This window comes from Bounagaea algeriensis (assembly GCF_054491375.1).
In genome coordinates, this window is sequence record NZ_CM137102.1 from 2,577,172 (window position 1) to 2,593,722 (window position 16,551).

At 70.5% G+C, this 16,551-nt stretch carries 15 protein-coding genes; 7 read left to right on the forward strand and 8 right to left on the reverse strand.

The window, feature by feature from the left end:
* Nucleotides 1–258: 258 nt before the first annotated feature.
* Nucleotides 259–1,116, forward strand: coding sequence for a helix-turn-helix transcriptional regulator (locus ACVGV2_RS11600; protein ID WP_459162385.1), 858 nt, complete (start codon nucleotides 259–261; stop codon nucleotides 1,114–1,116).
* 181 nt (nucleotides 1,117–1,297) lie between these two features.
* Nucleotides 1,298–2,200, forward strand: coding sequence for an amidohydrolase family protein (locus tag ACVGV2_RS11605; RefSeq protein ID WP_459162386.1), 903 nt, complete (start codon nucleotides 1,298–1,300; stop codon nucleotides 2,198–2,200).
* A 132-nt stretch (nucleotides 2,201–2,332) separates the two neighbouring features.
* Here ACVGV2_RS11605 and ACVGV2_RS11610 read toward each other — a convergent pair whose 3' ends face one another.
* A complete protein-coding gene (locus tag ACVGV2_RS11610) occupies nucleotides 2,333–3,064 on the reverse strand; it encodes a class I SAM-dependent methyltransferase (RefSeq protein ID WP_459162387.1) in 732 nt (243 codons plus the stop codon).
* A gap of 120 nt (nucleotides 3,065–3,184) precedes the next feature.
* Here ACVGV2_RS11610 and ACVGV2_RS11615 point away from each other — a divergent pair, with 120 nt between their 5' ends.
* Nucleotides 3,185–3,763, forward strand: a complete 579-nt coding sequence (locus ACVGV2_RS11615; RefSeq protein ID WP_459162388.1) for an acyl-CoA-like ligand-binding transcription factor — start codon at nucleotides 3,185–3,187, stop codon at nucleotides 3,761–3,763.
* A 9-nt stretch (nucleotides 3,764–3,772) separates the two neighbouring features.
* Here the strand turns inward: ACVGV2_RS11615 and ACVGV2_RS11620 are convergent, their stop codons facing one another.
* From ACVGV2_RS11620 to ACVGV2_RS11630, 3 genes are read right to left on the reverse strand one after another with little or no spacing between them, the layout of a single operon-like run.
* Nucleotides 3,773–4,579: a citryl-CoA lyase gene (locus ACVGV2_RS11620; RefSeq protein WP_459162389.1), complete on the reverse strand. Its 807-nt coding sequence runs from the start codon at nucleotides 4,577–4,579 to the stop codon at nucleotides 3,773–3,775.
* The gene (locus tag ACVGV2_RS11625; RefSeq protein WP_459162390.1) at nucleotides 4,576–5,781 is read right to left on the reverse strand and encodes a CaiB/BaiF CoA transferase family protein; all 1,206 of its coding nucleotides are present in this window, start codon (nucleotides 5,779–5,781) and stop codon (nucleotides 4,576–4,578) included. Before ACVGV2_RS11625 ends, ACVGV2_RS11620 begins: the two co-directional genes overlap by 4 nt.
* Complete coding sequence (locus ACVGV2_RS11630; RefSeq protein WP_459162391.1) at nucleotides 5,778–6,554, reverse strand: IclR family transcriptional regulator; 777 nt, start codon at nucleotides 6,552–6,554, stop codon at nucleotides 5,778–5,780. The genes ACVGV2_RS11625 and ACVGV2_RS11630 overlap by 4 nt, the downstream gene beginning before the upstream one ends.
* 143 nt (nucleotides 6,555–6,697) lie before the next feature.
* On the opposite strand from ACVGV2_RS11630, the gene ACVGV2_RS11635 reads away from it, so the two are divergent.
* The 3 genes from ACVGV2_RS11635 to ACVGV2_RS11645 are packed head-to-tail and all read left to right on the forward strand — an operon-like array spanning nucleotide 6,698 to nucleotide 9,816.
* On the forward strand, nucleotides 6,698–7,735 hold the full coding sequence (locus ACVGV2_RS11635) for a Bug family tripartite tricarboxylate transporter substrate binding protein (RefSeq protein ID WP_459162392.1): 1,038 nt from the start codon (nucleotides 6,698–6,700) through the stop codon (nucleotides 7,733–7,735).
* Nucleotides 7,732–8,301: a tripartite tricarboxylate transporter TctB family protein gene (locus ACVGV2_RS11640; RefSeq protein WP_459162393.1), complete on the forward strand. Its 570-nt coding sequence runs from the start codon at nucleotides 7,732–7,734 to the stop codon at nucleotides 8,299–8,301. Before ACVGV2_RS11635 ends, ACVGV2_RS11640 begins: the two co-directional genes overlap by 4 nt.
* Nucleotides 8,302–9,816 carry a tripartite tricarboxylate transporter permease gene (locus tag ACVGV2_RS11645; RefSeq protein WP_459162394.1) on the forward strand — a complete coding sequence of 505 codons (1,515 nt, stop codon included), beginning with the start codon at nucleotides 8,302–8,304 and terminating at the stop codon, nucleotides 9,814–9,816. It begins immediately after the preceding gene.
* 202 nt (nucleotides 9,817–10,018) lie between these two features.
* Here ACVGV2_RS11645 and ACVGV2_RS11650 read toward each other — a convergent pair whose 3' ends face one another.
* From ACVGV2_RS11650 to ACVGV2_RS11665, 4 genes are all read right to left on the reverse strand, one after another.
* Nucleotides 10,019–11,671, reverse strand: a complete 1,653-nt coding sequence (locus ACVGV2_RS11650; RefSeq protein WP_459162395.1) for a fumarate hydratase — start codon at nucleotides 11,669–11,671, stop codon at nucleotides 10,019–10,021.
* The gene (locus tag ACVGV2_RS11655) at nucleotides 11,668–12,807 is read right to left on the reverse strand and encodes a CaiB/BaiF CoA transferase family protein (protein WP_459162396.1); all 1,140 of its coding nucleotides are present in this window, start codon (nucleotides 12,805–12,807) and stop codon (nucleotides 11,668–11,670) included. Before ACVGV2_RS11655 ends, ACVGV2_RS11650 begins: the two co-directional genes overlap by 4 nt.
* A gap of 148 nt (nucleotides 12,808–12,955) precedes the next feature.
* Nucleotides 12,956–13,633, reverse strand: a complete 678-nt coding sequence (locus ACVGV2_RS11660) for a GntR family transcriptional regulator (RefSeq protein WP_459162397.1) — start codon at nucleotides 13,631–13,633, stop codon at nucleotides 12,956–12,958.
* Between the two features lie 154 nt (nucleotides 13,634–13,787).
* A complete protein-coding gene (locus ACVGV2_RS11665) occupies nucleotides 13,788–15,506 on the reverse strand; it encodes a carbon starvation CstA family protein (RefSeq protein ID WP_459162398.1) in 1,719 nt (572 codons plus the stop codon).
* Between the two features lie 141 nt (nucleotides 15,507–15,647).
* On the opposite strand from ACVGV2_RS11665, the gene ACVGV2_RS11670 reads away from it, so the two are divergent.
* On the forward strand, nucleotides 15,648–16,484 hold the full coding sequence (locus ACVGV2_RS11670; protein WP_459162399.1) for a hypothetical protein: 837 nt from the start codon (nucleotides 15,648–15,650) through the stop codon (nucleotides 16,482–16,484).
* Nucleotides 16,485–16,551: the final 67 nt, after the last annotated feature.

Here is a 16,551-nt window from a genome sequence, read left to right on the forward strand (position 1 = left end):
CGACACCGCGGGGCGCGCGAGCTCGCACGGGGCAACTGATCGCCGATGAGGATGGTGGGCGATGCGACACCGCACTACTGACGAACATCAGTAGTGCTCGCCATCGGAGCGCGGTCACGAACCGCTCGGCCCCGCGCAGCGCAGCGGGCAGCCACTGCCCGACGGATCTCGACACGGATCCGTACGCTGGGTATTCTCCCGTGATCCTCGTTGGATCAACTGCATCGGAGCAGTCATCGCGGCGGCGAAGGGGGATGCATGAGCCACGAGCCCAAAGCGCCGGATCACACCCGGCTCGACCGCGTGCTCGCCGACGTCCAAGCTGCGACCGAAGTCGACACGACTTTCGGCGGCCTCGCCACCTCCGGCTCCACGGGATTCACCATCACCCGTACCTGCGGAACCCGCACGAAAGCCTTGCGCAACCTGGGAATCCGGAGTGGACTCGGCCTCGGCGGGAAGGCGATGAGCATGCGCAGCCCGGTGTGGGTGCGCGACTACACCGCGGCCCGGGGCATCACGCACGACTACGACACGGCCGTGCGGAGCGAAGAACTGCGCGCGATCTTCGCCGTCCCGTTGACGATCGGCAACGACGTCCGCGCGGTGATCTACGGGGCGCTGCGCCAGGACGTTCCGCTGGGCGACCGCACGATGCAGGCCGCCGAGCTCGCCGTGCGCCGCTGCGCGCGCGGGATCACCGACACCGCGCAGGCCGCGCCGCTCGCGGAGCAGGAAGCGCCCGAAACCGCGGGAGGCGGCCCGGAGAGGACGGGGGCGACCCTGCAAACCCTGCGCAGCGCGCACGACGAGCTCGTGACCATCGCCCACGCGGTCACCGACGAGCAACTCCGGCAGCGCCTGCACGACGTCTGCGCGCAGCTGCGCAGTCCGCTGCGGCGCGATGCGAAAACGCCCGCGGTGCACCTGTCCCCGCGCGAGCTCGCGGTGCTCAGCCAGGTCGCCGAAGGCCGCAAGAACAGCGAGATCGCCGAACGTCTCGACATCCTGCCCGGGACGGTCCGCGCCTACCTGCAAGCCGCGGCGCGCAAGTTCGGCACGAACAACAGGGTGCAGACCGTCAACGCGGCCCGCGAAGCCGGCCTGCTGCCGTGAGCCGCGCTCTCCGGCACCAGCCACTGCCCTGGTCCGTCCCGGATCCACCGCTCGTCGCGGCCCGCTGCGGCGATCAGCTGCACGACGACGGGCAGCGCGCGCTGACGTACGGTGGTCCCGAGGTGCGGCCGGGTCGTGCGGCCGGCAGCACAACGCCGAACGACGCGAGGAGCGAACGGTAGTGGCAGCGGAGGAGCGCACCGCAGTGGAAGCGGACGAGCGCACCGCGGTGCGCCGTTTCTGGTCGGAGCTGGATCTTCCCGGCCTCGTCGACGTGCACACGCACTTCATGCCGCAGCGCGTGCTGACGAAGGTCTGGGAGTACTTCGCCGCCGCGGGACCGCTGGTCGGACGTCCGTGGCCGGTCCGGTACCGCCAGGACGAGGACGCGCGGCTGGAGACGGTGCGCGGGTTCGGCCTGCGCGCCTTCACCTCCATGGTGTACCCGCACAAGGCGGGGATGGCGGAGTGGTTGAACTCCTGGAGCGCCGACTTCGCCGCGCGGACGCCGGAGTGCCTGCACACCGCGACGTTCTTCCCGGAGCCCGGGGCTGCGGACTACGTCCGCAGCGCACTCGACTCCGGCGCACGCGTTTTCAAGGCGCACATCCAGGTCGGCGACTACGACCCGAACGACCCGCTGCTCGACCCGGTGTGGGCGCAGTTGGCCGAGGCGGGCGTTCCCGTGGTCACGCACTGCGGTTCCGGCCCGCAGCCCGGCAGGCACACCGGGCCGGAACCGATCCGCCGCCTCATGGCGCGGCATCCGCGGCTGCGGCTGGTCGTGGCGCACATGGGCATGCCGGAGTACCGCGAATTCCTCGACGTGGCCGCGGAGCACCCGAGCGTGCTGCTGGACACGACCATGGTGTTCACCGACTTCATCGAGCAGGAGGCACCGTTCCCGCGTGAGCTGCTGCCGCGGCTGACCGACCTGGGCGAGCGCATCCTGCTGGGCACCGACTTCCCGAACATCCCCTACCCGTACTCGCACGGCCTCGACGCGCTGGCCCGGCTCGACCTCGGCGCCGACTGGCTGCGGGCGGTCTGCCACGACAACGCGGCGCGCCTGTTCCGGCTCTGACGGGCCGCGCCCGGCACGGTGCGCCGCCGCTGTGCGCCCGGTTCGAGGCGGTGCTGAACGAGTTGGAGCGGAAGCTGCGCGGAGGTCGACGAGCCGCCGCGGCGCGGCCGTTCACGCGGGCGCGGCTCCCGATCAGCGGCGCGTCGCCCGCAGGTGCCACATCTGCCCGCGGATCCGGCCGTGCTCGTCGGTGTTCGCCACCTCGGGGTTCACGATCATCCCCGCCTCGCGCAGGTTGTCCAGCCCGATCCGCTCGAAGTCCGCGGCGGTGAACGCCACGGTGTACTCGGTGGCCGCGATCTCCCGGATGTTCCAGTGGCTGCCGAGGTGCGCATGCAGATCATCGGGGCTGATCGTCATCGATTCGTCCAGTCGGAAACCCTCACCGACGTCGGCGAAGCAGAACACGTGCAGTTCGGCCCCGGGCGCTGTCACCCGGTGCAAAGCTGCGGCGTAGGCGGAGCGCTGCTGCTGATCGAGGCAGTGGTACAGCGCGCTGTCCAGCACCGTGTCGAACGGGCCAGCAACGCCCTCCATCGTCGTGACGTCGGTGCGCGCGAACTCGACGTGCACGCCGCGCTCCTCGGCCCGCCGGCGAGCCGTGGCCACCGCTGTCTCGGCGCCGTCGACACCGGTGACCGCGATTCCGCGCTCGGCGAGGAAGATCGCGTTGTCCCCGGTCCCGGAGCCCGCGTCGAGCACGACGCCGCGCAGCTGTCCCGCGTCGGCGGCGGCGATCACGGCTGGTTGCGGCCCGCCGATGTCCCACGGGACCCGGTCGAGCGGCAGCTGCACTCCTTCCACCGGGGATCGCCCCTGGTAAAAGGCTTCGAAGTCGACTTCGTCCGCGAACCCCGATGTCATCGCACGCCCTCCTTCTCCGTGGGTGGCCCGTCCGTGCAGAGCTACCCCCAGGAAATGACATGCCGTGCCACTTGTCAATGCGGTAGCATATTTCCGGCGTGAAGGGAGGATCCGCCGAGCATGGACCTGCGCGAGCGCAAGAAGGCACTGACGAGAGCGGCGATCGAGGACGCCGCGATCCGCCTGTTCGCCGAGAACGGTTACGACGCGACCCCCATCGACACCATCTGCGAAACAGCGCTCGTCTCCCGCCGCACGTTCTTCCGCTACTACACCGCGAAGGAGGACGTCGTGCTCGGCCACGCACGCGACGCCTACGCGCTCGCAGCGGAAGAACTGCGTCGGCGTCCGGACGACGAGCCCTGCCGGGACTCGCTGCGCGCCGCGTTCGAGCTGCTCGATCCGCTCTTCGAGAACGACCGGCAGCGGCAGCTGCAACGGGTGCGCCTGGTGACGGGCGTGCCCACCCTGACAGGACCGTTCCTCAACACCCTCGCCGAATTCGAGGCGCTGCTGGCCGGCTTCCTCGCCGAACGCAGCGGTCGTGCGCGCGACGACGTGCGGGTGCGGCTCGCCGCCGCCGCGACGACAACGGCGTTCCGGGTCGCCGTCGAGATCTGGCGCGACCACGACGGCGAACCGGCCCTGGCCGCGCTGGCGCAGGAGAACCTGGACCGCCTGCTACCTGCCGACGTGTGAGCCCGGCGGTCATTCCACACTGCCGGCCGGATCGCGCACGTCCGGGCCGGTGTAGTCGGCGAGCTGCGAACGGGGGATCGGCCCCTTGATGCGCGCGCCGCTGCACCGCTCCTCCCAGGCGTGCGCGAGGATGCCGACCGAACGGGACAGGACGAACAGCCCGCGCCCGAGTTCCGGCGGGAAGCCGAGTTCGGCGTAGATGACCGCGGTCGCGCCGTCGATGTTCATCGGCACGGGTTTGTCCGCCCGCGCCGCGAGCCGCGCTTCCAACTCGAGCGCCGCGGCCAGGTGCTCACCGGGCACGACCCCGTCGGCCACCGCCTCCGCCGCGAGGTCCAGCAGCGGGTCGCGCCGCGGATCGCGCGGGTGGAAGCGGTGCCCGAAACCCGGGACGTAGTCCTGCTCGTCGAGCACCTGCTGCACGGCTGCGCCGAGTTCGCACCCGCTGACGTGCACGCGGTGCAGGACGTCGTCGAGCAGCGCCATGCACTGCTGCCCCGCGCCGCCGTGCACGTCGCCGAGCAGGTTCACCCCGGTGGCCACCGCGTTGTTCAGCCCCACACCGCAGGTGGCGGCCATCCTCGCCGAGGCGATCGAAGGGGCCTGCGGGCCGTGGTCCACCGCGGCGGTCAGCGCGGCTTCGAGCAAGCGCGAGGCACCGGGGCCCGGCAGCTCACCGCGCAGCATCAGCCAGATCGTGTCGACGAAGGAGACCTCGCCGATCAGCCGCTCGATCGGACGACCGCCGAGGGCGATCTCGCCCGGTTGGATGCGCACCAGGCTCGTGGCCCAGTGCGCGGAAGCATCGGTGTTCATACCACTCCGGCCTTCCGCAGTCGGTCGACGTCGACCTGGGCGTAGCCCAGTTCGCCGAGCAGTTCGTCGGTGTGCTGGCCGAGCACCGGTGCTGCGCCGGCGGGGGCGCAGGCCTGTTCGTCCACCCGCACACCGCTGCCGAGGACGCGCATCGTCCCCTCGTCGCGGCCGGGGTGCGGCAGGGTGTGCACGAGTTCGCGCTCGGCGATCTGGTCCAGCTCGACGACGTCGGCGACGGTGAGCACGCGCGCCGCCGGAACGCCCCGCGCCGAGAGCGCCTGCTCCCAGTGCAGCGCCGTGCCGGCGCGCAGACCGCTCTCCAGCTCGGTCCGCAGCAGTTCCCGGTTGGCCTTGCGGTCCTCCCGCCCTGCGAAGCGCGGGTCGGCGGCCAGCTCGGGCCGCCCGATCTCCACGCACAGCGACTCGAACTGCTCCTGCTTGTTCGCGGCGATGTTGAGGAAACCGTCCGCGGTGCGAAACGTCCCGGACGGTGCCGCGGTGGCGTTCTCGTTGCCCATCGGCTGCGGTTCGACGCCGGCGATGAGGTAGTTCGACACGGCCCATCCCATCGCCGTGACCGCAGTATCCATCATGGACAAGTCGAGAGCGGTTCCCGCACCGGTGCGTTCCGCGCGCAGCAGTGCCGCGGCCACGGCGAACGCCGCGGTCATGCCGCCGAGCGTGTCCGCGACCGGATACCCCGCTCGCAGCGGCGCGGTCTCGCCGGTGCCCGTCGCGCTCATCATGCCCGACAGCCCTTGGATGATCTGGTCGTAGGCGGGGCGATCGGCCATCGGGCCGTGCTGGCCGAACCCGGAGATCGCGCAGTAGACCAATTTCGGGTTGAGCTCGTGCAGCCGGTCCGCGTCGAAACCGAGACGGGCCAGCACACCGGGGCGGAAGTTCTCCAGCACCACATCGGCGCCGCGCACCAGTTCGGCGAAGATCTCCACGCCCTCGTCGCTCTTCAGGTCGAGCGTCAGCGACCTCTTCCCGCCGTTCTGCGCCAGGAACGAGGTTCCCAGCCGCGCTTCGTTGAGCTCGCCGTCAGCACCGAGCTGGCGGGCGAGGTCACCACCGTCCGGTGCTTCCACCTTGACGACGTCGGCACCGAACAGCCCGAGCTGGTAACTGGCGAACGGTCCGGCGAGCACGTTGGTCAAGTCGAGCACCCGCACGTCGTCGAGCAGTCCGCTGGTCACGTTTCACCCCCGAGTCCGATCCGGGACATCCGCACGGCCGCATCGACCACCGCCCCGCCGAACTCCTCCACCGCCTGCTCGGTGAACCGCGGCGTGGGCCCGCCGATGGCGAGCGCGGCGAGCACCTGGCCGTGCGCGTCGACGACCGGCGCTGCGACGCCGGAGGCGCCCACTTCGCGCTCCCCGTGGCTGACCGCGAATCCGGTCTGCGCCACCACTGCGATCTCCGCGCGCAGTCCGGCGACGGTGTGCCGGTTCGGGTCGTTCTCGAGCACCGCTGCGAGCACGTCGTCGTCCACGTCGGACAGCAGGACCTTGCTCGCAGCACCCGCCCACAGCGGCAGTTCGTCCCCGACCCGCACCAGGTGCCGCACGGTGCCGGTGCCCTCCTGCTGTTCGATGCAGATGCGGGAGTGGTCCGCGCGCACGTACAGGTTGACCGTCTCCCCCGTCGCGGCGGCGAGTTCGCGCATGGTGCCGCGCGCGGACTCCGGCACCTGCCACGCGCTCCGGGCCAGTTTCGACCACCGCAACAACCCCGGGCCGACGGTGATGCGCCCGTCCGGCTCGGACCAGAGCAGGCCGCGCCGCTCCAGGGTCGCCACCAGGCGCAGCACCGTGGTCTTGGCCAGCCCGCTGACCGCGGTCAAGTCGCGCACGGTCCAGGACAGGCGCTCCTCGGTGAACAGAGCGAGCAGATCCAGCGCGCGGAGCACGCTGCGCACGCCCGCGTCCGCTCTCGCTTCCCCGGGGACTTCGGCGGCACTGGACATGCGATCACCCTCCCCGTGATTGTTGCCACACAGCTGCCTCCCCGTTAAAGTACCACACTATCCGCTTGACGGACCTACCGATCCGTCAAACGGACCGACGCTAGCTCGTCCCGCGCCCCACGACGCACGCGAAGGAGCTCGGAGTGACCACGACCGATCAACCGGAGCGCCCGCGACCAGCCCCCGGTCCACGCGCGAAACGCCTGGTGGTTCGCGGCGTCGCCACCGTCCTCGGCGTCGCGCTGGTGGCGCTGGCCGTCGTGGACGCGCACAGCGGAGCCCAGACCGGCGGCGGTCCGCGCGAGCGCCTGCAGATCACGGTCCCAGCAGCTCCCGGCGGCGGTTGGGACAGCGTCGGCCGCGAGATCCAGTCCGTCGCGGACGACCGCGGGCTCGTCGGCACCACCGAGGTGCAGAACATCCCCGGTGCCGGCGGAACGATCGGACTGTCCCAGGTGGTCAGTCAACGCGGCAGGGGCGACGCCCTGATGATCACCGGAACCGTCATGATGGGCACCATCGCCGCCACGGAATCACCGTACGACCTCAACGACGTCACCCCCATCGCACGGTTGGCCGACGACTACGGGGTCGTCACGGTGCCGGCCGACTCCCCGATCCGCACGCTGGAGGACCTCTTCCGGGCATGGCGCGCCGATCCGGGATCCGTCGCCGTCGGCGGTGGTTCCGTCGGCGGAACCGACCACCTCCTCGCCGGCATGCTCATGGACGCCGGCGGTGTCAATCCCCGCGATCTGAACTACATCCCCTACCCCGGCGGCGGCGAGGCCGTCGCGGGCATGCTCAACGGCAGTCTCGACGTCGGCGTGTCCGGCTACGACGAGTTCGCCTCCCAGATCGAATCCGGACAGCTGCGCGCGCTCGGGCTGTCGGCGGCAGAACCGGTCGAGGGCATCGACATCCCGACGTTCCGGCAGCAGGGCGTCGACGTGGAACTGGCGAACTGGCGCGGGGTGGTCGCCCCGCCCGGGATCTCCGACGAGCAGCGCGAGCAGCTGCAACGGTTCGTCGAACAGGTCCACGCCTCCCGGCAGTGGCAGGACACGCTGGACAAGCAGGAATGGCAGGACACATTCATGACGGGCCGCCGGTTCGAGCAGTTCGTGGCCAGCGAGACCGCCCGGATCACCGAGATCAGCAAGGAGCTGGGACTCGCATGAGCACCGCACAATCAACTGCAACGACCGCACCGGACACGCGCCGCGCGAAACCGCGGGGTGAGCTCGTCGTCGCCCTGCTCGTCGCGGCGATCGGGGCCGCGCTGCTGGTCGGCACGGCGACCATGGACGTGCCCGGCACCAGCGGCTACCTCGGTCCGCAGTTCTTCCCCGCCGTCGTGGGTGTTCTGCTGCTGGTGCTCAGCGTCCTGCTCGTGGTGCAGCACCTGCGCACGCCGGCTCCCCGGATCGAGCAGACGTCCCAGGCGGGCGAGGAACCCGCCGCAGCCGAATCGGCACCGACCGAGACGACCGGCGCACCCGGCATCGACTGGAAGCCGTTCGGCATCGTCGCGCTCACGCTCGTGCTGCACGTGCTGCTGCTGGAACCGCTCGGCTGGCTCATCGCCGGCGCCGGCCTGTTCTTCGGCGTGTCCTACGCGCTCGGTGGTCGGCACGTGCTGCGCGACATCGGCATCGCCTTCGTGCTGTCCTCGGCGGCGCAGCTGGCCTTCTCGGCCGGACTGGGCATCACCCTGCCGGCCGGGATCCTCGGCGGGGTGATCTGAGTGGACACGATCTCCCTGCTGCTCGGCGGATTCGCCGAGGCCGTCACCCCGGTCAACCTCCTGCTGTGCCTGGTCGGCGTCGTGCTCGGCACCGCCGTCGGCGTCCTGCCGGGACTGGGCTCGGCGATGGCGGTGGCCCTGCTGGTGCCGCTCACGTTCACGCTGGAGCCCACCGGGGCGTTCATCATGTTCGCCGGCGTGTACTTCGGCGGCCAGTTCGGCGGCGCCACCACGGCGGTCCTGCTGAACACCCCGGGGCAGAGCTCGTCGATGGCCACCGCCTTCGAGGGCTTCGTCATGGCGAAGAACCGGCGGGCCCCGCAAGCGCTCGCCGCGGCGGTGCTCGGTTCGTTCGTCGGCAGCATCATCGCGGTGACCGCGGTCGTCTTCTTCTCCCCGATCATGGTGGACCTGGCGGTGAGCTTCGGCCCCGCGGAGTTCTTCGCGCTCGCGGTCTTCGCCTTCGTCGCCACCTCGGCGATCGTGTCCGGCGACAAGCTGCGCGGTCTCACCACACTGGGTCTCGGCCTGGCCATCGCGCTGGTCGGCATCGACGAGCAGAGCGGTGCGGTGCGGTTCACCCTCGGCTCGCCCCAGCTGCTCGACGGCATCAGCATCGTCGTCGTGACCGTGGGGATGCTCGCCATCGGCGAAGTCCTGCACGTGGCCTCGACGGCGGAACGCACCCCGGCCGACGAGACGGTCACCTCGGGCCGGCCGTGGCTGTCCCGGCGGGACTGGAGCCGCTCCTGGCGGCCCTGGTTGCGCGGCACGGCGCTCGGCCTGCCGTTCGGCGTCATCCCGGCGGGCGGATCCGAGATCCCGACCTTCCTGTCCTACGGCTTGGAGAACCGGCTGTCCACCCGCCGCGGCAACAGCGAGTTCGGCCGCGGCGCGATCGAAGGCGTCGCCGGCCCGGAATCGGCGAACAACGCGACGACGGCGACCTCGCTGGTCCCGCTGCTCGGGTTGGGACTGCCGACCTCGGCCACCGCGGCGATCATGCTCGGCGCGTTCCAGCAGTACGGCATCCGGCCAGGACCGATGCTGTTCACCGAGGAGAGCGACCTGGTGTGGGCGCTGCTGGCCAGCCTGTTCCTGGGCAGCGCGATGCTGCTCGTGCTGAACCTGCCGTTCGCGCCGGTGTGGGCGAAACTGCTGCAGATCCCGCGCCACTACCTGTACGCCGGCATCGTCGTGTTCGCCACGCTCGGCGTGTACACGGCGAAGTCCTCGATCGCCGACGTGGTGCTGCTGTACGTGGTGGGACTGCTCGGGTTCCTGCTGCGGCGGTACGGTTTCCCGATCGCACCGGTGCTCATCGGCGTCATCCTAGGCCCGCTCGCCGAAACCGAACTGCGGCGCGCGATGGCGATCAGCCAGGGCGACGTCGGTTTCCTGTTCGACAGTCCGGTCGCGCTCACCCTGTACGGGCTGCTCGTCGTCGCACTGGTCGTGCCGCTGGTCGTGCGCGCCCGGCGGGCGCGCACGAGCGAGACCGCAGCACACCGGTGAGGCCGTGCTGCGCAACGGCGTTCCGCCACGTCGGTGCGGCTCGCACGGGCGAAGCGGGCCGCACCGATGCGATCTGCTGATCGCAGCACCCGGATCGCCTGCCGCACCGGCCCGGCCGCACGAACCCGGAAACCGTGCCGGTCGGTGCCGGGGCGGGCACCGGTGCGCCGCGACGTGACGCACAGCTCCCGCTGATTACTCGTCACCCATCCCGCCGGCTGGGGCCGAGGGTGAGCAGCGGACCGGTGGTGTCGGCGAAGAAGTCGTTGCCCTCGTCGTCGATGACGACGAACGCCGGGAAGTCCTCGACCTCGATGCGCCAGACCGCTTCCATCCCCAGTTCGGGGTATTCGAGCACCTCGACGTGGCGGATGCACTCCTCGGCCAACCGCGCGGCCGGTCCGCCGACCGAGCCCAGGTAGAACCCGCCGTGGTCGCGGCAGGAGCGCACGACCTGCGCCGAGCGGTTGCCCTTGGCGAGCATGACCAGCGACCCGCCCGCGGCTTGGAACCGCTCGACGTAGGAGTCCATCCGCCCGGCCGTGGTCGGCCCGAAGGAACCGGAGGCGTAGCCCGCGGGCGTTTTGGCCGGGCCCGCGTAGTAGACGGGGTGTTCGCGCAGGTATGCGGGAAGCGGCTCACCCGCGTCGAGTCGTTCGGCGATCTTGGCGTGCGCGATGTCGCGGGCGACCACCATCGGACCGCTCAGGGACACGCGGGTCGCGACGGGAAGGCGCGACAGCTCGGCGCGGATGTCGTCCATCGGCCGGTTCAGGTCGATCGCGGCGCTCTCGTCCGGCAGTTGCTGCTCGACCACGTCCGGCAGGTACCGCGCCGGATCCGGCTCCAGCTGTTCGAGGAACGTGCCCTGCTCGGTGATCTTGGCCTTGGCCTGCCGGTCGGCCGAACACGACACGGCCAGGGCCACCGGCAACGACCCGCCGTGCCGGGGCAGTCGGATCACGCGCACGTCGTGGCAGAAGTACTTGCCGCCGAACTGCGCGCCGATGCCGAGGTCGCGGGAGATCTCCCAGACTTCCTGCTCGAACTCCGGATCGCGGAATCCGTGGCCGAGTTCCGAACCTTCCGTCGGCAGGGTGTCGAGGTCGTGCGCCGAGGCGTACTTGGCCGTTTGCAGCGCTTGCTCCGCGCTGGTTCCGCCGATCACGAGCGCCAGGTGGTACGGCGGGCAGGCCGACGTGCCCAGGGCGCGCAGCTTCTCCGCGATGAACTCGCGCATGCTGGCGGGGTTGAGCAGTGCCTTGGTCTCCTGGAACAGGAACGTCTTGTTGGCGCTGCCGCCGCCCTTGGCCAGGAAGAGGAAGTCGTACTCGTCGCCGCCGGTGGCTTGCAGGTCGATCTGCGCCGGCAGGTTCGTGCCGGTGTTGACTTCGTCCCACGTGGACAGCGGCGCCATCTGCGAGTACCGCAGGTTCAGCGTCGCGTAGGTGTCGTGGATCCCGCGGGAGAGGTGCTCCGCGTCCTCCTCGTCGGTGAGCACGCGTTGTCCGCGGCGGCCCATGACGATCGGTGTGCCGGTGTCCTGGCACATCGGCAGCACCCCGCCGGCGGAGACGCACGCGTTGCGCAGCAGGTCGGTGGCCACGAACCGGTCGTTGGCACTGGCTTCGGGATCGTCGACGATCGTGCGCAGCTGTGCCAGGTGCGCGGGCCGCAGCAGGTGCGAGATGTCGCGGAACGCCTCGGCGGCCAGCGTGCGCAGCACGTGCGGTTCGACGGTCAGGAACGAGCGGCCGGCGGCTTCGGTGCGCCCGATGCCGTCGGTGCTCACCAGCCGGTACGCGGTGGTGTCCGCGCCGCGGGGCAGCAGCGGTGCGTAGGCGAACGCGGTCATGGCTGCTCCCCGATTTCGGCGAGAATGGCGTCGGTGTGTTCGCCGAGGCCGGGGACGGCGTCCATGCGGGGTTCGCGACCGGGTACGGTGACGGGAGGCTGCAGCGCCCGCAGCGGCCCGGCCGGCGAGTCGACCTCGCGCCAGCGGTCCCGCGCGGCCAGCTGTGGGTGCTCGGCGAATTCCTGCACCGTGCGCATGCGGGCGTTGGCGATCTGCGCCCCGTCCAGCCGTTCGACCACTTCCTCGCCGGTCAGCTGCGCGAAGGCGGTTTCGATCGCGGTGGTCAGCTCCGCCTCGTTCGCGACGCGGTCCGGATTCGTCGCGAACCGCGCGTCCGCGGCGAGTTCCGCGTCGTCGAGCACGGTCTCGCAGAGCTTCGTCCACTCGCGATCGTTCTGCACCGCGAGGAAGACCTGCGCGCCGTCACCGGTGCGGAACGGGCCGTAAGGCGCGATGGCCGCGTGCTGCGCGCCGGTGCGGGCCGGCGCCTGACCGCCGTAGGTGGCGTAGTAGTAGGGATAGCCCATCCACTCGCCGAGCGCGTCCAGAAGGGACACTTCGAAGGCGGATCCCGCACCGGTGCGTTCGCGTTCGTACAGCGCGGTGAGCACGCCGGTGCAGGCGTACATGCCACCGGCGATGTCCGCGACGGAGATCCCCGCTTTCGCCGGTTGCTCGCTGCTGCCGGTGATGGACACGAGCCCCGTTTCGCACTGGACGAGCAGGTCGTAGGCCTTCTTGTCGCGGTACGGGCCGGAGCTGCCGTAGCCGGACATGTCGCAGACGATCAAGCCGGGGTGGCGGGCGCGCAGCTCCTGCGCGCCGAAGCCGAGCCGCGCGCTCGCACCCGGTGCGAAGTTCTGCACGAACACGTCCGCTCCGGCGAGGAGCTTGTCCAGGGCGCGCCGGCCCTCGTCGGACTTCAGGTCCAGGACGATGCTCTCCTTGTTGCGGTTGAGCCAGACGAAATGGCTCGCCATGCCCTTGGCCGTGGTGTCGTACGCCCGAGCGAAGTCCCCGGTGGGACGTTCGACCTTGATCACCCGCGCGCCTGCGTCCGCCAGCTGGCGGGTGGCGAACGGAGCGGCCACGGCCTGCTCCAGGGCGACGACGGTGACGCCTTCCAGCGGCAGCATGCGGCTCCCTTCCCCACCAGCACGAGCACGAGGCGGTGCTCGCGGTGCGCGCGCGAGCGGTTGTCATGCATGATAACATCAGATCATGCATGATGTGTGAAGGCATGCGCACCACCACCGCTGCACCGACTCAGTGCTGGCGAGCCGGTCAGTCGGCCTCGAGGTCGAACGGATCGACCCCCTCCTCGCCGGACAGGTGTTCGGTGATGGCGATGTAGCCGCGGCGGATGTGCGCCTCGGTGGCTTCGGCGACGCGATCCGGATCACCGGCCCGGACCGCGTCCAGGATCACCCGATGCTCCTGGTGCGAAGCGGCGGCGCGCTCCGGCGAATTCAGCAGCAGATCCCACGGGAACGCCTGCCACATCGCCTCGATCTGCTGGCTCAGCGCGGGCACACCGCACCGGTCGTAGAAGAAGAAGTGGAACTGCTTGTTCGCCTCCCGGATCGCCGCCGGATCCTCGACGGCCTGCGCCTGCTGCATCTGGTCCAGCAGGTTCCGCGCAGTGGCCATGTCGCGGCGCGAGACCCGCAACGTCGCGCGCCGCATCGCGTAGCTCTCGCTGAGGCGCCGCAGGATGTAGGTGGCCTTGATCTGTTCCAGGTCCACCCCGGCGACCCGCACGCCCCGGTGCGGCTCCGAAACGACCAACCCGTCGGCCTCGAGCAGACGCAGCGCCTCCCGGACAGGGGTGATGCTGGCGTGGAACCGGCGCGCCAGCTCGTCCTGCCGCAGCCGCGCTCCCCTCTCGAGCTGTCCGACCAGGATCAGGCGACGGATCTCGTCGAAGATCTGGTTCCGCTTCGTGTCCGACGGCGATCCCACACCGAACTCCTCTCCGCGCACCGGCGACCGGGCCTGATCCTGGCATTCCGCGACCGGGTCCTGCGCCCTGACGCCGTCCGCGACAGCACGAGGCCGGCCCGGCAGCAGCCGGACCGGCCGAGAGGTGCACCTGGCGGAGACGTGGATCGTGCCGCTACGACTCCTCGGTCGCGCTGACGGCGGATTCGCCGCGACTGCGCTGCTGCCACACGCGCCTGAAGGCGATGGCGGCCTCGACGACCATCCACAGCGCCAGCAGGAAGATGACCGCGTCCAGCGGCGCCAGGAAGAACACCTGCAGCGGATCGTCCGAGGCGAGGAACTGCGCGAACTGGACCACCAGCGCCCACGAGGTCATGACCACCAGGAAGACCCAGGGCACGAGGATCGCGAGCGGGTTGCGGTTGCTCTTGGTCACCCACACCGCGATCACGGCGAGCGCCAGGCCGGCGGTGAGCTGGTTGGTGGTGCCGAACAGCTGCCACAACGTGCCGAACGCGAAATCCCCCGGCAGCAACGCGATCGCCAGCGGCAGCACCACCGCCACGCCGGTCGCCGCGGTCAGGTTCCGCGCCAGCGGCCGGACGTGCGCCAGTTCGGCGATCTCCTGCACGATGTAGCGCTGCAGCCGCACCGCGGTGTCCAGACTGGTCGCGGCGAAGCTGATGACCACCAGCGTCGCGAATATCGCGCCGATGCCCACCGGCGCCCCGAGGTTGCCCGCGAACTGGGCCACGCCGTTGACGAAGTAGCTGGTGGCGCTGTCGGAGGCCTGGTCGAAGTTGGCGTAGAGCTGGTTCCACTGGCCGCTCGTCGCGGCCACGCCCGCCGTGCAGGCGAGGATGGCGCACAGGGCCAGCAGCCCTTCGCCGGACGAGGCCAGGTATCCGACGTAGCGGGCGTCGGTCTCCTTGTTCAGCTGCTTCGCCGTCGTGCCCGAGCCGACGAGGCTGTGGAACCCGGACACGGCGCCGCAGGCGATGGTGACGAACAGCAGCGGGAACCACGGCGGTGAATCCGCGGGCACGTCGTTGACCGCCGGAGCGACGATGCTGTCCCAGCCGACGGCGACCCCGAGGATGATCACCAGCAGCGCCACCACCATCTGCATCTGGTTGATGTAGTCGCGCGGCTGCAGCAACGTCCACACCGGCAGCCGCGAGGCGAAGAAGGTGTAGGCGAAGATCAGCACGACCCACAACGTCTCGGCGCCGAGGCCGACGGCGTTGGCCAGCGGGTCGACCGTGATGGGCATCATCTGGCCCACGGGGATGCTCAGGTAGATCAGCGCCATGGCGATCAGCGCGGGCACGAACGCCTGGGAGCGCCTGCGGTAGATGTACTGCCCCAGGCCGATCGCGAACGGCACGGTGAGCAGGACCGGAAGCACCGCCTCGGGATTCTCCGTGAACAGCTGCGCGATGACCACGGCGAACACCGCGTTGACCATCGTCAGCAGGAAGAAGATGATCAGCAGGAACAGCGTCCGCGCGCGACGCGTGATGATGTCGCTGGTGAGCGTGCCGATGCTGCGCGCGCGGTGCCGCACGGAGATCACCAGCGAACCGAAGTCGTGCACACCGGCCGCGAAGATCGTGCCGAGCACCACCCACAGCAGCGCCGGCCCCCAGCCCCAGAACACGGCCGTCGCCGGCCCGACGATCGGTGCGGCTCCCGCCACCGAGATGAAGTGGTGGCTGAACACGATGTGCTTGTTGGTGGGAACGAAATCGACCCCGTCCCGGTAGGTGTGGGCGGGGGTGACGGCGTTCGGGTCGAGCGCGTAGACGCGCTTGGCCAAGTACGCCGAGTAATAGCGGTAGGCCAGCGCGAACGCCGCGATCGCGACGACCAACACGACTACTGCGGGCATGGAATTCCTCGTATCGCACTGCGGTTGTCGAACCCCTCCGGACCGGTGCGCGCACGGCTCGGGCCGGCGCAGTCATTCCGGAAGGACCGACTAAAGTTCGCCTGGAAAGATAGCAACTCACAGCGCCGATACATAGGTTCCATGGCCGACGAGATGATTGCGGCTTGGTCTCAGGCCGCCACAGCCGAGATTCTGTGGACCACCGCACGGGGGGCGCACGGCATGCCCGTCGTGCCGCTGAACTGGCCGGAGGAACGCACGCCGTGCGCTGCCGTGCCGCTGTCCCAGTTGGACGACGTGGCATCGCTGGCGCACCGCGCCGCGTTCACCGTCCACACGCGCGACGAGCCGGGAGAGACGCTGATGGCAACCGGCCGCGTCGCGGTCCGGTGGGACCTCGAAGGTGCGGAGTTCGTCGAACACCTCCTCGCCCAGGAAGTGGCGAAGCACCCGCCGACACGACTGCGCGCCGACAGCATCATGGCCCGCCGGGAGAACTGGTGGTGGGTCCCGCGCGTGCTGGTCACGCTCGAGGAGACCGCACACGTGACCGCACTTCCCGCACGGACCCACGCCGAGGACGCGCTGCTCGTGCGCCAGTCGCCGGGGGATGCGGAGCGTGCACCGCGCACGAGCGTCGTCACCGCCGCACACTGGCCCGCACCGGGGCAGGGCTCGCGCGTCGAGCTGTGGCCGCGCGACGGCGCCGCGCTCGACGGCGCAGGCGAGTCCGCGCTCGTGCTCGGGCACCGGCACAGTCCCGACTTCGAACGCTGGGAACGCTGGTACCGCAGCGGCGCCGTGCACGGCGAAGTGCTGCACGTCTGGGCCGGCGACGGCGCGCCGCAGCCGGGCGATGCGGAACCCGGCGCGGCCGAACCGTTCGGACTGGTCGACAGGCTGCGGCAGCACCACCGCGTGGCGAAGGCCTGCAAGGACGGCATCCACCGCGCGGAGAAGCGGCAGCGCCGGTCCTGAGCGCGCTCTTCGGCAGACCCCGCCCTGCTCCGCGGTGCGTTTGCGATGCCGCCGAGGACGACTGCGC

What these genes read in the sequence shown, in the direction of transcription:
- ACVGV2_RS11600 (WP_459162385.1), top strand. Translation starts at nt 259, where the DNA reads ATGAGCCACGAGCCCAAAGCGCCGGATCACACCCGGCTCGACCGCGTG.
- ACVGV2_RS11610 (WP_459162387.1), bottom strand. Translation starts at nt 3,064, where the DNA reads ATGACATCGGGGTTCGCGGACGAAGTCGACTTCGAAGCCTTTTACCAG.
- ACVGV2_RS11615 (WP_459162388.1), top strand. Translation starts at nt 3,185, where the DNA reads ATGGACCTGCGCGAGCGCAAGAAGGCACTGACGAGAGCGGCGATCGAG.
- ACVGV2_RS11620 (WP_459162389.1), bottom strand. Translation starts at nt 4,579, where the DNA reads ATGAACACCGATGCTTCCGCGCACTGGGCCACGAGCCTGGTGCGCATC.
- ACVGV2_RS11630 (WP_459162391.1), bottom strand. Translation starts at nt 6,554, where the DNA reads ATGTCCAGTGCCGCCGAAGTCCCCGGGGAAGCGAGAGCGGACGCGGGC.
- ACVGV2_RS11640 (WP_459162393.1), top strand. Translation starts at nt 7,732, where the DNA reads ATGAGCACCGCACAATCAACTGCAACGACCGCACCGGACACGCGCCGC.
- ACVGV2_RS11650 (WP_459162395.1), bottom strand. Translation starts at nt 11,671, where the DNA reads ATGACCGCGTTCGCCTACGCACCGCTGCTGCCCCGCGGCGCGGACACC.
- ACVGV2_RS11655 (WP_459162396.1), bottom strand. Translation starts at nt 12,807, where the DNA reads ATGCTGCCGCTGGAAGGCGTCACCGTCGTCGCCCTGGAGCAGGCCGTG.
- ACVGV2_RS11665 (WP_459162398.1), bottom strand. Translation starts at nt 15,506, where the DNA reads ATGCCCGCAGTAGTCGTGTTGGTCGTCGCGATCGCGGCGTTCGCGCTG.
- ACVGV2_RS11670 (WP_459162399.1), top strand. Translation starts at nt 15,648, where the DNA reads ATGGCCGACGAGATGATTGCGGCTTGGTCTCAGGCCGCCACAGCCGAG.